The sequence below is a fragment of the Micromonospora sp. NPDC127501 genome (assembly GCF_040302185.1).
In the GTDB taxonomy this organism is placed as follows: Bacteria; Actinomycetota; Actinomycetes; order Mycobacteriales; family Micromonosporaceae; genus Micromonospora.
This window is the reverse complement of sequence record NZ_JBEORJ010000015.1, coordinates 133129-146546: the sequence shown is the minus strand read 5'-3', so window position 1 is coordinate 146546 and position 13418 is coordinate 133129. Positions and strand designations below refer to the sequence as shown.

Genomic DNA, 13418 nt, shown 5'->3' with positions numbered 1-13418 from the left:
TCTCCGTCCAGCGCAGCATCCGGTCCTCGGTCCAGGAACGCTGCTCGGTGGGGGCGAACACCCCGGTCTTGTTGATGAACCCGGCGAGGTTGGTGCCGCGTGGGGCGGCGAGGGCGTCGACCAGGCGGCGGGCCGAGCCGGCCAGGTTCCATCGTTGGGCGAGCTCGAGCAACCGGTCCGGGTCGGCCGGCGCGCTCGGCAGCGCGGTGGGCAGCTCCGGCAGGGGCACGTCCAGGGCGACCCGGACCACCGTCGGCGCGACGCCCAGGTAGTCGCGCGCCGCGACCAGCTTGGCGCGCAGGCCCGGTGCGAAGGACGAGTCGGAGTCGTCGAGCGCGGCCAGGATGCCGGCGATGCTGCCGTACCGCTCGATGAGCCGGGCGGCGGTCTTGTCGCCGACGCCGGCCACCCCGGGCAACCCGTCACTCGGGTCGCCGCGCAGCGCGGCGAAGTCGGCGTACCGGGCGGCGGGCACTCCGTAGCGCGCCCGTACGGCGGCATCGTCGCAGTCGTCGAGCTTGGCGACGCCGCGCCCGACGTAGAGCAGTCGGACCGGTCGGGCATCGTCGACGAGTTGGAACAGGTCGCGGTCGCCGGAGACCACCTCGACCGGGCCGGGCTGGGTCACCGAGAGGGTGCCGAGAACGTCGTCCGCCTCGTAGCCGCTCGCGCCGACCGCGGTGATGCCCACCGCGGTCAGCACCTCCAGGATCATCGGCACCTGCGGGGAGAGGGTGTCGGGGACGATCTCGCCGCCCTGCGGGGCGACCCGGTGCGCCTTGTACGACGGCAGCAGGTCGACCCGCCACGCCGGGCGCCAGTCGTAGTCCAGTGCGCAGACCATCCGGTCGGCGCCCCGCACCCGGATCAGGGTGGCGAGCATGTCGAGGAAGCCGCGCACCGCGTTGACCGGGGTGCCGTCCTCGGCCTTGGCGACGGACTCCGGAATGCCGAAGTAGGCGCGGAAGTAGAGGCTGGCTGCGTCGATCAGCAGGATCGGGGGTCGGTGTGCCACGCCGGACAGCCTGGCACAACCGTCCGACGATCTGGAGTACGCCCGGCCGCTGGTGGTGTCAGCGTCGCTCGTCGGGCCGGTAGACGGTGTCCCGCCGGGCCAGGTGCTGCACGACGTAGCTGGTCACCAGCAGCAGGACCGCGACCACCACCTCGACCCAGGCCGCGACGCCGTCGGCGACGGTGACGCCGATGACCAGCAGGACCAGGCCGACGAGTGCGAGGACCCCGGCCCACAGTTGGCGACGACGGCGGGTCGCCGTCCTGCTCGCCTGGTTCGCTGCCACGTCGGTCCTCCCGGTCGGGGAGTCCGGGCGGCTCCCCGATTTCAGGCTATGGCTACCGGTGGCGTTCGATCAGGGAAACCGACGCGCGGACCGCCGCCGGTCGTCGATGCAGAGCGTTCCAATCCGGAACGGACTATAGTCGGGACGGGACCAACGGAGGTAGCCGGTGCGGCGAGAGGATCTTGCCGATGCGGACTGCGGCATCGCGCAGGCGCTCGGCGTACTGGGGGACTGGTGGACGTTCCTCATCGTGCGGGACGTCGCCGGCGGGACGACCCGCTTCGACGCGCTCCAACGCGAGCTGGGCGTCAGCCGGCGGGCGCTGACCGAGCGCCTCGCCGCCCTGGTCGAGCACGGTGTGCTGGAGCGCAGACCGTATTCGCGACACCCACCCCGGTACGACTATCTGCTCACCACGAGGGGCGAAGGACTGTTACCGGTGCTGATCGCGCTGCAGGACTGGGGAACGAGGCATCTGATGGGCGACGGTGACGTGACCGCGACGGCCGACGCCGGCTCGGCCGAGGCGCGCCGCGCGCACGACCTGGTCGGCCGACGGTTGCCCGAGGTCGTCCTGCCCGCCGCCGACGGGCAGCCGGTGGCGGTGGCCGCGACCGCCGCGTGGACGGTCCTCTACCTGTTCCCCGGGGCGTACGCGCCGGGGACGCACGGCTATCCGCCCGGCTGGGCGGAGATTCCCGGCGCCCGGGGGTGCACCCTGGAGTCGACCACGTACGCCAAGCGTCACCCGGACTTCGTGACCGCAGGTGTCCGGGTGTACGGCATCAGCACCCAGCGGCCCGACCAGCTCGCCGACTTCGCCGCGTACGCCGAACTGCCGTTTCCGCTGCTGTCGGACGAGGACGGCCGGCTGGGGGCGGGGCTGCTGCTGCCCGTGTTCCGCGCGGGTGGGGAGACCCGGTTCAAGCGGCTGACCCTGCTGGTCGACCCGACGGCGGTGGTGCGGGCCGTGCAGTTCCCGGTCACCGACCCGGCCGGCTCCGTGCAGGAGATGCTCACCCTGGTCGGTGAGCACGCAGGGGCCCCCGGCTGACGCCTTCGCGTCGACCGGGGGCACTACGAGCCGGCGGGTCCGGGGACCCTGCGGGCGCGGCGTCAGGCCGGGAGCGTCCAGCGCTGGTTGGCGCCGGCGAAGCAGTCCCAGATCTGCAACCGGGTGCCGTCGGCGGAGCTGTTGTCGCTGGCGTCGAGGCACTTGTTCGACTGCGGGTTGCGCAGCGTGCCGTTGGACTGCGCCTGCCAGACCTGCGCGCCGCTGCCGTTGCAGTCCCAGAGTTGGACCTTCGCGCCGTTGGCGGTGGAGCCGCTGGTGATGTCGGCGCACTTGCCGAGCGCGCGCAGCGTGCTGTCGCTGGCCACGGTCCAGGTCTGCGCGTTGGTGCCGTTGCAACCCCAGAGCTGGACGGCGGCGCCGTTGGCGGTGCTCGCCGAGGCCACGTCGACGCACTTGCCGGCGATGCCGGTGATCTGACCGGTGCGGCCGGTCGGCGGCGGGGTGGTGCCACCCATGATGGTGTCGTACATGGCGCTGAGCAGTGAGGTCGAGCCGCTGGTGTCCTGCGACAGCTCCCAGTTCATCACGCCGCCGGCGTTGGCCAGCGCCCACTGCGTCTTGCGCTTGACGGTCGGGATGCCGTTCCAGCACTGCTGGCTGCCGCCGATGGTGGCGCAGTCCCGGTTGGCGTTCGCCGGGTCGAGTCCGACCAGGTACGAGTAGTTGTAGTAGACGGGGCGGCTGTAGAACGGGATACCGAGGACGGCCTTGCTGGCCGGCAGGCCGCGGGCCTTCCACAGGTTGATGCTGTTGATCGACCAGTCGTAGTTGGCGTGCGGGCTGCCGCCGTCGTACGCCATGATGTTGAGCCAGTCGACCTGGTTGAACACGGCCGTCTGGACGCCCTGGACGCTGCCGCCCTCGCTGACCACCGCGGCGGTGAGCAGCTTGCCGCGACTGTGCAGGGCACTGCTGAGCTGCGTCATGAGCGCCGTGTAGTTGTTGGCCGAGGCGCCCGGGTCGGGGTACTCCCAGTCCATGTCGACGCCGTCGAGGTTGTACTGGTTGACGAAGTTGACCAGGTTGTTGACGAAGTTGGTGCGGCTGGTGGGGTTGGCGGCGAGCGTCTCGAAGGCCGAGTCGTTGCCGTCGTTCCAGCCGCCGACGGCGATGGAGACCTTGACGTTGTTGGCGTGCCCCTGGGAGACCAGCGAGGAGAGCCGAGCCCCGTCCACCCCTTGCAGCGTGCCGTTGCTGTTGGGCAGGACGAAGGCGTAGTTGATGTGGGTGAGCTTGTTGTACTGGATGGTGTTGATGTTGCCGGCCCAGGAGGGCATGTAGCCGACGCTCTTGAAGTTGTTCGGCAGCACGACGGCCTGCGCGGGGGCGCTGGTGACGGTGAGGGTGGCGCCGGCCGTGGCCAGCGCGAGCAGGCCGGCGGCGAGGGCGCGGCGCAGTGGTGAGGACATCGGGGGCCTTCCCGTGGGCGGGGGACGACACCCGCCCGCGCAGGGTTGTCGCGGGCGGGGTGCGGGGGACGCAGGGACGGGTGGGCCTCGAGGCAGCCAAATCTTAAAGAGTGTTAACTGTCCGCGTCAATCAACGTCGATGGATTTTCCGACGATCGGTGTCGATATGGGGTTTGCCCAAACGACCGTTAAGCTGACGGGGTGGGAATCGACGAGCTGTATCCACCGGATCGGTTGATCGCCGCACAGCGCGCGACGGCCGCGGCCGGCCTGGACGCCCTGCTGCTCACGCCCGGCTCCGACCTGCGGTATCTGACCGGGTACGACGCCCACGCGGGGGAGCGGCTGACCTGCCTGGTGCTGCCCGCCGAGGGTGAACCGACCCTCGTCGTGCCCCGGCTCGAACGCCCGGCCGCCGAGGCGTCCCCCGCGCCGGCGACCGGAGTACGCATCGTCGACCACGTCGACGGCACCGACCCGTACCCCCTGGTCGTCGCCGCCCTCGACGGCCCGGTCGCGGCGGTCGGGCTCGCCGACCGGATGTGGGCCGAGCAGGTGCTCGGCCTGCGCGCGGCGCTGCCCGACGCCGCACAACGGCTCGCCGGGGAGGTGCTGCGCGAGTTGCGGATCCGCAAGTCCCCGGCCGAGGTCGCGGCGCTCGCCGAGGCCGGCGCGGCGATCGACGAGGTGCACCTGCGGATGGGCGAGTGGCTGCGCCCCGGTCGCACCGAGGCCGAGGTCGCCACCGACATCGCCGCCGCGATCCGCGCCGTCGGGCACGTCACCGTCGACTTCGTCATCGTGGCGGCCGGGCCCAACGGGGCCAGTCCGCACCACGGCACCTCGGACCGGCCGATCGGAGTCGGCGAGCCGGTGGTGGTCGACATCGGCGGCACGATGGCGTCGGGCTACCGCTCGGACTGCACCCGCACCTACCTGGCGGGCGGATCGGCGCCGGCCGACTTCCTGGACTACTACGAGGTGCTGCGCGACGCCCAGCGCGCCGCCGTCGCGGCGGTGCGGCCCGGGATCACCGGCGCGGCGGCCGACGACGCGGCCCGGGCGCCGATCGCCGCCGCCGGCTACGGTCCCGCGTTCCTGCACCGCACCGGCCACGGCATCGGTCTGGACGGGCACGAGGAGCCGTACCTGGTGGCCGGCAACGACCGACCCCTCGAGGCCGGCATGGCGTTCTCCATCGAACCGGGCATCTACCTGGCGGGCCGGCACGGCGCCCGCATCGAGGACATCGTCGTCTGCACAACGGACGGCGTACAACGGCTCAACACCACCCCCACGGAGCTCATCGCGCTATGACTGTCGACCGGATCCTCCCCACCGACGAGGCCCACGACCTGCTGGGTCTCGCCACCGAGCTCGCCGACGGCGAGCTCGCGCCGAAGGCCGCGGCCTTCGAGGAACGCGCCGAGTTCCCCCGTGAGGTGCTGCGCACGCTGGGCCGCGCCGGCCTGCTCGGCCTGCCCTACCCCGAGGAGTACGGCGGCGCGGCGCAGCCGTACGAGGTGTACCTGCAGGTGCTGGAGATCCTGGCCAGCCGTTGGCTCGCGGTCGCCGAGGCGGTCAGCGTGCACACCCTGTCCTGCTACCCGGTGGCGGCGTTCGGCAGCGACGAGCAGCGCAAGCTGCTGCCGGACATGCTCGGTGGCGAGTTGCTGGGCGCGTACTGCCTCTCCGAGCCGCAGGGTGGCTCGGACGCGGCGGCGCTGACCACCCGGGCGGACCGCGACGGCGACGCGTACCTGGTCTCCGGCACCAAGGCGTGGATCACCCACGCCCGCACGGCCGACTTCTACAACGTCTTCTGCCGCACCGGCGGACCCGGCCCGAAGGGGATCTCCTGCCTGCTCGTCGACGCGGGCACGGCCGGCATCACCCCGCAGGCGGCCGAGCGGACGATGGGGCTGCGCGCCTCCCCGGTGGCGCAGATCGCCTTCGACGAGGCGCGGGTGCCGGCCGACCGGTTGATCGGCGGCGAGGGGATGGGCTTCACCATCGCGATGTCCGCGCTGGACTCCGGCCGGCTGGGCATCGCGGCGTGCGCGGTCGGGCTGGCCCAGGCCGCCCTGGACTACGCGGTCTCCTACGCCCGGGAGCGGCAGCAGTTCGGGCGCTCCATCATCGACTTCCAGGGGCTCGGCTTCCTCCTCGCCGACGCGGCCACCCAGATCTCCGCCGCCCGCGCGCTGACCCTGGCGGCGGCCCGGCTGCGCGACGCCGGCCGCCCGTACGCGATCGAGGCGGCCAAGGCGAAGCTGTTCGCCACCGACATGGCGATGCGGGTGACCACCGACGCGGTGCAGGTGCTCGGCGGCGCGGGTTACGTGGCCGACCACCCGGTGGAGCGGTACATGCGTGAGGCGAAGGTGTTGCAGATCGTGGAGGGCACCAACCAGATCCAGCGGATGGTGATCTCCCGGGCTCTGGCCAAGGGCTGACGACGGCCCGTGGTGGCGCGGCTGCGGTGGGTGCGTCACGGCCCGTCGCGGCCCGCCACCCGGGTACCTCGTCGCCGTGCGGCGGTTTTCCCGGTAGGTTGCACGCCGTGGAGGAGATCGACCGCGCTATCGTCGCCGCGCTGACCGCCGACGGCCGTCTGTCGTACACCGACCTGGCCGAGCGGGTGGGGCTGTCGGTGTCCGCCGTGCACCAGCGGGTCCGTCGGCTGGAGCAGCGCGGGGTGATCAAGGGGTACGCCGCCCGGGTGTCGTTCGAGGCGCTGGACCTGCCGCTCACCGCTTTCGTGGCGATCCGGCCGTTCGATCCGTCGCAGCCGGACGACGCCCCGGAGCGGCTGGCCCACCTGCCGGAGATCGACTCCTGCTATTCGGTGGCGGGGGAGGACTTCTACCTGCTGCTGGTACGGGTGGCCAGCCCCACCGACCTGGAGCGGGTGCTCCAGGAAATCCGTACCTCGGCGAACGTCACGACCCGGACGACGGTGGTGTTGTCCACGCCGTACGAGAACCGGCCGCCGAAGATCAGCTCTGCGGCACCGAGTCGGTCGCGGTCCCGGGTGCCGGAGGAGCCGGCTGGTTCCACCGCAGGATGACCTGCCGGCCGTGTTCGTGACCGAGCGCGCTGACCGTGGCGGTCTCCAGGCGTAGCCGCCCGCCGGCGGACGGGGGCAGGCCGATCCAGCGGGCACCGAGCACCCGCAGGCTGTGCGCGTGCCCGACCAGTGCGACGGTGCCCCGGTCGAGCAGCGGGGTGACGCGGGCCAGCACCCGGTCGAGTCGTTCGCCCACCTGTGCGGGGGACTCCCCGCCGGGGCAGCCGTCGGTCCAGATGTTCCAGTGCGGATCGTCGGCGTGGATGTCGACGGTGGTGCGGCCCTCGTACTCGCCGTAGTTCCACTCGCTGAGGTCCTCGTCGACGGCGTCGACGGTGAGCCCGGCCAGCTGCGCGGTGCGCAGTGCGCGGGAGCGGGGACTGGCCAGCACGGTGACGAAGCGCCGGCCGGCCAGGAACGCGGCCAGGGTGCGGGCCTGTCGCTCGCCGTCGGGGGTCAGCTCCAGGTCGGTGTACGAGGTGTGCCGCAGGCTGGCGCTCCAGGTGGTCTCGCCGTGTCGGATCAGCAGGAGCTCTCCCATGCGGTCAGTTAACCATCGTGGGGCGGTGCCGACAGGCGACCCTCCCACTACCTATCTTCCTAGGATGCCTTACGGGGTGTGCCAACCAGCACCGCCGGTTTCGGCACCTGGAGACCGGGCAAGCGAGCCGGAACAAACGCCAGACCGAGGAGGCGCGATGAGCTTCACCGAGAAGGCAAAGAACAAGGTCGAGCAGATGGCCGGCGCCGCGAGGGAGCGCGTCGGCGACAAGACCGACAACGAGCGAATGCGTGGCGAGGGCGCCAGTCAGCAGAGCGACGCGCGCGCCAAGCAGGCCGGTCAGAACGTCAAGGACGCTGGGCGCAAGGTGAAGGACGCCTTCACGAAGTGACTCGAGCGGTCCACGGGTCCCCGGGCGCACCGTCGCCCGGGGACCCGTGGTGCTGCGTTCCCTGGTGCTGGCGGCATCGGCCCTCTTTCCTGCTCGGCGTGGCGGTCACCAGGTACGCCCCGCGCGGCCCTGCGTGACCCAACTGCGGTGGCGGCCTCGGCGGCCTCTCGGGCGGAGAATCCTTGATGAGCCATATACCTGGGAGTTATATTTTTGCCTCTGAGGTATATCGCTTACCGGAGCGGCACCGCCCCGACGCCCAACGCGCGCAATGCCCGCGTTGCCACGGGCCGCCGCCTGCTCGGGGTCGACGTGGGCGGGGTGGGCGAGGTGCGTCCGCCGGCGTCCGAGACGGTGCGCGCGGGACAGTGAGGCGCTTTCGCGTCTGCGATGATCTGCGGCGTGATCCGACCCCGCCTTCGCCCATTGTGGTGTGGCGTACTGGTTGCGGCGGCCGTTGTCGGCAGCGCCGCGTGCACGGCGTCGCGGGTGCCACCGCCGGAGGGGCCGGTCTTCGTCGGCTCGTCCGCCTCTGCGGCCGCGCCGCAGACCAGCGCATCGCAGGCGGTTCCGACGCCAACGGCTCCCGCCACCCCACAGAGCGTCCCGACGCCGACGGTTCCGGCTGTCCCAGGGGCGACGCGGGTGGGAAGCAGGGCGCCGGTGGTGGATCACGGGCCGCGGACCGGTGCCAAGGTCGCGCTGACCTTCGACGCGGACATGACCGACGGGATGTTGGCCAGCCTGCGGGCCGGCCGGGTGAAGTCGTACGCGAACCTGCGCATCCTCGACCTGCTGGAGCGGGAGCAGGTGCCGGCGACGTTCTTCCTGACCGGCAAGTGGGTGCAGCGGTATCCGGACGTGACCCGGCGGATCGCCGGCAACCCGCGCTTCGAGTTGGCCAACCACACCTACGGGCACGCGGCGTTCACCGCCGACTGTTACGACCTGCCCCGGCTGCCCGTCGACGAGCTGACCGGCGATGTGGCGAAGACGTTCGAGGTGATCGCGCCGTACGGGGGTCGGCAGACCCGGTACTTCCGGTTTCCCGGGTTGTGCCACGACGCGGCGGCGTTGGACGCGTTGGCACCGCTGGGTGTGACGGTGGTCGACGGGGACGTGGTCAGCGGCGATCCATTCGCGACGGCGTGGAGGCCGTTGGTGCGGGCGGTGTTGGACCACGTTCGCCCCGGGTCAATCGTCATCATGCATGTGACCGAGGCGAACGCGGCGATGACCGATGAGGCGTTGCCGCACATCCTGGCCGGGCTGCGTGAGCGGGGGCTGGTGCCGGCGCCGTTGTCCGAGGTGCTGGCCGGCGGTTAGGCGGCCGCGTCGGCCCAGGCTGTCACGGTTGTGGTCGCACCGGACATGGACTGGACGTGAGCTCAGGAACAGAGCACGACGAGGACCGCTTCCGGCGGGTCTACGCCGAGGACTTCGAGTCGCTGTTGGCGTACGCGTTGCGTCGTGTCGCGCATCCGGAGGACGCGGCCGACGTCGTCGCGGAGACCTTTCTGGTGGCGTGGCGTCGCCGGCAGGACATTCCGGTCGGCGGGGAGGCTCGGCTGTGGCTGTACGGGGTGGCCCGGCGGGTGTTGGCCAATCAGCACCGTGGTGGCGTTCGCCGGCAGCGCCTCGGTGAGCGGTTACGCCAGCAAATCGTCGTTTCGGTCGCCGATCCGGGGACTGAGGTGCCCGACCGGCTTGCCGTTCGGGCGGCGTTGGCGGGCCTGGCCGAGGTGGACCGGGAGGTGCTGATGCTCACCGTCTGGGAGGGGCTGCGGCCGCATGAGGTGGCTGCGGTGCTGGGGGTGGCTCCTGCCGCGGTGCGGACCCGGTTGTCGCGGGCGCGGGCGAGGTTGCGGGGGCTGGTCGGTGACGACCCGGGGCCGCCCGGACATGTACTCGACGTGCTGACCGCAGCCACCGGGAAGGAGGACTGATGAGCACGGAGGAGCGTGTCGACCGGCTGGTTCGCGATGCCGACCCGGGTGGGCTCGGTGTGCTGGGAGACCTCGGCGGGGTGAAAAAGGACCTGCTGGAGGAGATCCTGTCCGAGTCGACGCTCGATCGTGTCGTCGAGGTGCCGCGGCGGCGGTTGCGGGTGCGTGGTTTCGCCGGCGTCGTCGCGGCGGCAGCCGTCCTCGTCAGCGTCCTGCCGATGTCCATCGTGGTGCGTGGCCAGTCCGACGACCGAGGGGTCTCGCCCATAGCCACTGTCGACCCGGGTGTGGTCTTCTCGCCGTTGGCGATGGCGGCGGCGCAGCGGAACCCGCGACTGCTGATCGACCGGTCCGGCTGGAAGGTGACTGATCTGTCCGGGTTCACCGAGGAGCAGGGCATGATCCGTTTTCGCCGGGGTGGGCGGGAGTTGGAGATGAACTGGTATCCGGCGTCCGTGTACACGTACCGCTATTCCGATCGGCTTGCCGACGGTCCCGCGAAGTCGGTACGGGTCGATGGTCGGCCGGGTGATCTGTTCCAGAACCTCAACGGTGATTTCACGGTGCTGTTGCGTCCCCGCGACGACGTGTTGGTGGAGATGAGCACCTCCGGGAACTGGTCGCGTGAGGACCTGGACCGGATTCTCGCGGACATCGTCCGGGTGGACGCGCGGACGTGGTTGGCCGCGCTGCCGGCGGAGATGGTCATGCCGGTGGGGGAGCGGGCGGCGAAGGTGCTCGCCGATGTGCCGCTGCCGCCCGGGTTCGACGTCGCGGCGCTGGAGGACATCGGCGTGAGTGACTCGTACCAGTTCGGCGTGGGTGTGACGTCCCGGGTCGCCTGCGGGTGGATCGCGGAGTGGCAGCGGGCGCGGGCGAGCGGGGACGAGGCGGCGGTGCGGCGGGCCACCGAGGCGTTGCGCGGCAGCCACGGGTGGCGGGTGCTGCGGGACCTGGATCGGGCCGGTGACTGGTCGGAGGTGTTCTGGGATTACGCCGACGAGGTCGCGGCGGGGACGGTGCGGGACGGGTACGTGCAGGCGCTGGGCTGTCGTTGACGGGGACGGCGACACCCCCCGGGAAAATCCCGGGGGGTGTCGCCGTGGGTGGTTCAGTCGTTGCGGTGGTCGTGCCACCACTGCTGGCCGTTGGCGGGCAGGGTGTCGATCGGGTCGTAGTAGGCGTAGCGCTTGTTGAGCGCCTCCAGGTCGGCCGATTCGATGGAGGTGCGGTAGTTCTTCGTCCAGTAGGAGATGCCGCGCTCACGGTCGTAGTCGGTGAGCATGTGCACCCAGCGCTTACCGACGAATGGGACGTCGCAGACGATGCGGGGGGTGGCGTAGCCGGGGAGGTAGCCCATGATGTCGTGCTGGAGTTGCTGGGCGTGCCAGACCGGGACCCGCCAGTGTTCGGCGTTGGGGATCATGTCGCACATGTAGAAGTAGTACGGGAGGATCCCTGCTTCGCCTTGGAGGGCGAAGCAGAGGTCGAGCAGTTCCGGGGTGGTGGCGTTGACGCCGCGCATGAGGACGCCCTGATTGCGGACGTCGCGGACGCCGACGTCGAGGGCGGTCTGGGCGGCCTTGGCGACCAGTGGGGTGAGCGACTGGGCGTGGTTGACGTGGGTGTGGATGGCGAGGTTGACGCCGCGGCGGGCGGCGGTGCGGGCGACGCGCTCCAGGCCCTCGACGACGTCGGGTTGCAGCCAGTGTTGGGGTAGGCCCATGAGGGCCTTGGTGGCGAGCCGGATGTCGCGGACCGTCTCCAGTTCCAGCAGGCGCATGAGGTACGACTCGAGGTTGCGCCAGGGGACGTTGGCCACGTCGCCGCCGGAGACGACCACGTCGCGGACGCCGGGGTGGGCCTTGAGGTAGGCGATGTGGGCGTCGTAGCGGTCGACGGGCTTGAGGGTGAGTTTGAGTTTGTCGACGGCGGGGGTGGAGTTGCCGACGAGGTCCATGCGGGTGCAGTGCCCGCAGTACTGGGGGCAGGTGGAGAGCAGCTCGGCGAGGACCTTGGTGGGGTAGCGGTGGGTGAGCCCTTCGGCGACCCACATGTCGTGCTCGTGGAGGCTGTCGCGGCTGGCGTAGGGGTGTGAGGGCCAGTCGGTGCGTCGGTCGGAGGCGACCGGGATCATGTAGCGGCGGATGGGGTCGGCGAGCAGCGCCTCGGTGGTGAGGGTCGCGAACGGCACCATCGTGTTGATCATTTGGGGTGGCACCAGCATGGACATGGTGGCCAGGGCCAACTGGTCGGCTTCGAGGTCGGCGTAGAAGGTCTCGTCGATCAGGTCACCGAAGACGGCGCGGAGCTGCTTGATGTTCTTGACGCAGTTGACGCGCTGCCACTGGGCGGATTCCCACTGGTCGCGGGTGACGTGGCGCCAGCCGGGGAAGCGGGTCCAGTCGGGTTCGACCAGGGGGCGGCGGTGGTACTCGTAGGGCTGCCCGGCGGTCGGTACGGCGACCGGGGCGTGACGGGGTTGAGGGATGGTCTCAACCGGTTGGGTCTGGGTCACGGCCCCTCCTCGGTGTTGCGGCTGATCATCGGAGCCCGAAGGCTACTGGAAAATATTCGGTACAGAAACTAGTCTGCCGTAAGTTTTCCCGTTACGCGAGCCTTGACCGGGGCTTCGGACGGCTGGCAGGGGGAGGTTGGCGTGACGTCACCGGTGGGACTGCACCGCGTCGTGCAACCGGCGGGGGTGCTGCCGCAGGCGGCCTGGCGCCTGGACACGTCGGCGGCGATCGCGCCGAACGAGGTGCGGATCCGGGTGCAGCGGCTCAACCTGGACGCGGCGAGCTTCCGGCAGTTGTCGGAGAAGCACGGCGGGGACGGTGACGCGGTCCGCGCCGAGGTGTTGGAGATCATCGCGACCCGGGGGAAGATGCAGAACCCGGTGACCGGGTCGGGTGGGATGCTGATCGGCACGGTCGAGGAGGCCGGTCGGCGGTCCCCGCTGGGGCTCAGGGCAGGGGAGCGGGTCGCCACCCTGGTGTCGTTGACGTTGACGCCCCTGGTGATCACCGATGGGTTGGCCCGTTGGGACGGGCGCAGCGAGCAGGTGCCCTGTGACGGGTGGGCGATCCTGTTCGCGCGCTCCATCGCCGCGGTGCTGCCCGACGACGAGGACCCGCAGTTGTCCCTCGCCGTGCTGGACGTGTGCGGGGCGCCCGCGCTGACGGCCCGGGTGGTGTCGCGCTACGTCGAGGAGCGTCGGCGTACCGGTGATCCGACGCCGGTGCGGGTCGCGGTGATCGGTGGGGCGGGTAAGAGCGGGTCGCTGTCTCTCGCGGCGGCGCGACGGGCGGGCGCCGCGCGTACGGTCGGGGTGGTGCCGGTGGCGGCGGAGCGCGACGCGCTGACGGCCGCCGGTCTGGCGTCGGTGGTGGCGTTGGCCGACGCGCGCGACCCGGTGGGGTTGTCCACGGCGGTGACCACAGCGCTGGGGGTGCCGGCGGACGTGACGGTGGTCTGCGTGGACGTGCCGGGCTGTGAGCACGGGGCGGTGCTGGCCACCGCGGACGGCGGCACGGTGATCTTCTTCTCGATGGCGACGAGCTTCTCCGCTGCCGCGCTGGGCGCGGAGGGGTTGGCGGCGGACGTGACGATGCTGGTGGGCAACGGGTACGTGCCGGGGCACGCGGAGTTGGCGCTGGGGCTGCTGCGGGCCGAGCCGGGGGTGCGTCAGCTGTTCGCGGCGCGGGTCGCGGCAGACTGAGGT

The 13418-nt window shown here is 71.3% G+C and carries 13 protein-coding genes and 1 pseudogene; 9 read left to right on the top strand and 5 right to left on the bottom strand.

Annotated elements, in window-relative coordinates; all coding sequences use genetic code 11:
* Nucleotides 1–106: 106 nt before the first annotated feature.
* Nucleotides 107–1015, bottom strand: a pseudogene (locus ABTW72_RS28875) (5'-3' exonuclease); the annotation flags it as partial.
* 58 nt (nucleotides 1016–1073) lie between these two features.
* On the bottom strand, nucleotides 1074–1301 hold the full coding sequence (locus ABTW72_RS28870) for a hypothetical protein (RefSeq protein WP_350863998.1): 228 nt from the start codon (nucleotides 1299–1301) through the stop codon (nucleotides 1074–1076).
* 166 nt (nucleotides 1302–1467) lie between these two features.
* Here ABTW72_RS28870 and ABTW72_RS28865 point away from each other — a divergent pair, with 166 nt between their 5' ends.
* Nucleotides 1468–2355 carry a winged helix-turn-helix transcriptional regulator gene (locus tag ABTW72_RS28865; RefSeq protein WP_350863995.1) on the top strand — a complete coding sequence of 296 codons (888 nt, stop codon included), beginning with the start codon at nucleotides 1468–1470 and terminating at the stop codon, nucleotides 2353–2355.
* A gap of 62 nt (nucleotides 2356–2417) precedes the next feature.
* Here the strand turns inward: ABTW72_RS28865 and ABTW72_RS28860 are convergent, their stop codons facing one another.
* Nucleotides 2418–3785, bottom strand: a complete 1368-nt coding sequence (locus ABTW72_RS28860) for a glycosyl hydrolase family 18 protein (protein ID WP_350863993.1) — start codon at nucleotides 3783–3785, stop codon at nucleotides 2418–2420.
* Nucleotides 3786–3986: 201 nt separating this feature from the next.
* On the opposite strand from ABTW72_RS28860, the gene ABTW72_RS28855 reads away from it, so the two are divergent.
* The 3 genes from ABTW72_RS28855 (at nucleotide 3987) to ABTW72_RS28845 (ending at nucleotide 6855) form a co-directional block, all read left to right on the top strand.
* Nucleotides 3987–5102 carry a M24 family metallopeptidase gene (locus ABTW72_RS28855; RefSeq protein WP_350863990.1) on the top strand — a complete coding sequence of 372 codons (1116 nt, stop codon included), beginning with the start codon at nucleotides 3987–3989 and terminating at the stop codon, nucleotides 5100–5102.
* Nucleotides 5099–6241, top strand: a complete 1143-nt coding sequence (locus ABTW72_RS28850; protein ID WP_350863988.1) for an acyl-CoA dehydrogenase family protein — start codon at nucleotides 5099–5101, stop codon at nucleotides 6239–6241. Before ABTW72_RS28855 ends, ABTW72_RS28850 begins: the two co-directional genes overlap by 4 nt.
* A 107-nt stretch (nucleotides 6242–6348) precedes the next feature.
* Nucleotides 6349–6855 (top strand): Lrp/AsnC family transcriptional regulator, encoded by a 507-nt coding sequence (locus ABTW72_RS28845; protein WP_112732312.1) that lies wholly within the window; start codon nucleotides 6349–6351, stop codon nucleotides 6853–6855.
* Here ABTW72_RS28845 and ABTW72_RS28840 read toward each other — a convergent pair.
* Entirely contained in the window at nucleotides 6785–7396 is a 612-nt protein-coding gene (locus ABTW72_RS28840) for a histidine phosphatase family protein (RefSeq protein ID WP_350863986.1), read from the bottom strand. The two genes, ABTW72_RS28845 and ABTW72_RS28840, sit on opposite strands and share 71 nt — an antisense overlap.
* Nucleotides 7397–7553: 157 nt before the next feature.
* Between ABTW72_RS28840 and ABTW72_RS28835 the strand changes: the two genes are divergently transcribed.
* The 4 genes from ABTW72_RS28835 (at nucleotide 7554) to ABTW72_RS28820 (ending at nucleotide 10752) form a co-directional block, all read left to right on the top strand.
* Nucleotides 7554–7748 (top strand): CsbD family protein, encoded by a 195-nt coding sequence (locus ABTW72_RS28835; RefSeq protein WP_350863983.1) that lies wholly within the window; start codon nucleotides 7554–7556, stop codon nucleotides 7746–7748.
* A gap of 663 nt (nucleotides 7749–8411) precedes the next feature.
* On the top strand, nucleotides 8412–9074 hold the full coding sequence (locus ABTW72_RS28830; RefSeq protein WP_350863980.1) for a polysaccharide deacetylase family protein: 663 nt from the start codon (nucleotides 8412–8414) through the stop codon (nucleotides 9072–9074).
* A 56-nt stretch (nucleotides 9075–9130) separates the two neighbouring features.
* Nucleotides 9131–9694 (top strand): RNA polymerase sigma factor, encoded by a 564-nt coding sequence (locus tag ABTW72_RS28825; RefSeq protein WP_350863977.1) that lies wholly within the window; start codon nucleotides 9131–9133, stop codon nucleotides 9692–9694.
* Nucleotides 9694–10752 carry a hypothetical protein gene (locus ABTW72_RS28820; protein WP_350863975.1) on the top strand — a complete coding sequence of 353 codons (1059 nt, stop codon included), beginning with the start codon at nucleotides 9694–9696 and terminating at the stop codon, nucleotides 10750–10752. Before ABTW72_RS28825 ends, ABTW72_RS28820 begins: the two co-directional genes overlap by 1 nt.
* A 53-nt stretch (nucleotides 10753–10805) precedes the next feature.
* Here ABTW72_RS28820 and ABTW72_RS28815 read toward each other — a convergent pair whose 3' ends face one another.
* Complete coding sequence (locus ABTW72_RS28815; RefSeq protein ID WP_350863972.1) at nucleotides 10806–12212, bottom strand: KamA family radical SAM protein; 1407 nt, start codon at nucleotides 12210–12212, stop codon at nucleotides 10806–10808.
* A gap of 141 nt (nucleotides 12213–12353) precedes the next feature.
* Between ABTW72_RS28815 and kdd the strand changes: the two genes are divergently transcribed.
* The gene (gene kdd / locus ABTW72_RS28810; protein WP_502892260.1) at nucleotides 12354–13415 is read left to right on the top strand and encodes an L-erythro-3,5-diaminohexanoate dehydrogenase; all 1062 of its coding nucleotides are present in this window, start codon (nucleotides 12354–12356) and stop codon (nucleotides 13413–13415) included.
* Nucleotides 13416–13418 lie beyond the last annotated feature (3 nt).

Bases quoted from the DNA above. Each gene is read 5' to 3' on its own strand.
- ABTW72_RS28860 (WP_350863993.1), bottom strand. From the start codon at position 3,785: ATGTCCTCACCACTGCGCCGCGCCCTCGCCGCCGGCCTGCTCGCGCTG.
- ABTW72_RS28850 (WP_350863988.1), top strand. From the start codon at position 5,099: ATGACTGTCGACCGGATCCTCCCCACCGACGAGGCCCACGACCTGCTG.
- ABTW72_RS28840 (WP_350863986.1), bottom strand. From the start codon at position 7,396: ATGGGAGAGCTCCTGCTGATCCGACACGGCGAGACCACCTGGAGCGCC.
- ABTW72_RS28835 (WP_350863983.1), top strand. From the start codon at position 7,554: ATGAGCTTCACCGAGAAGGCAAAGAACAAGGTCGAGCAGATGGCCGGC.
- ABTW72_RS28820 (WP_350863975.1), top strand. From the start codon at position 9,694: ATGAGCACGGAGGAGCGTGTCGACCGGCTGGTTCGCGATGCCGACCCG.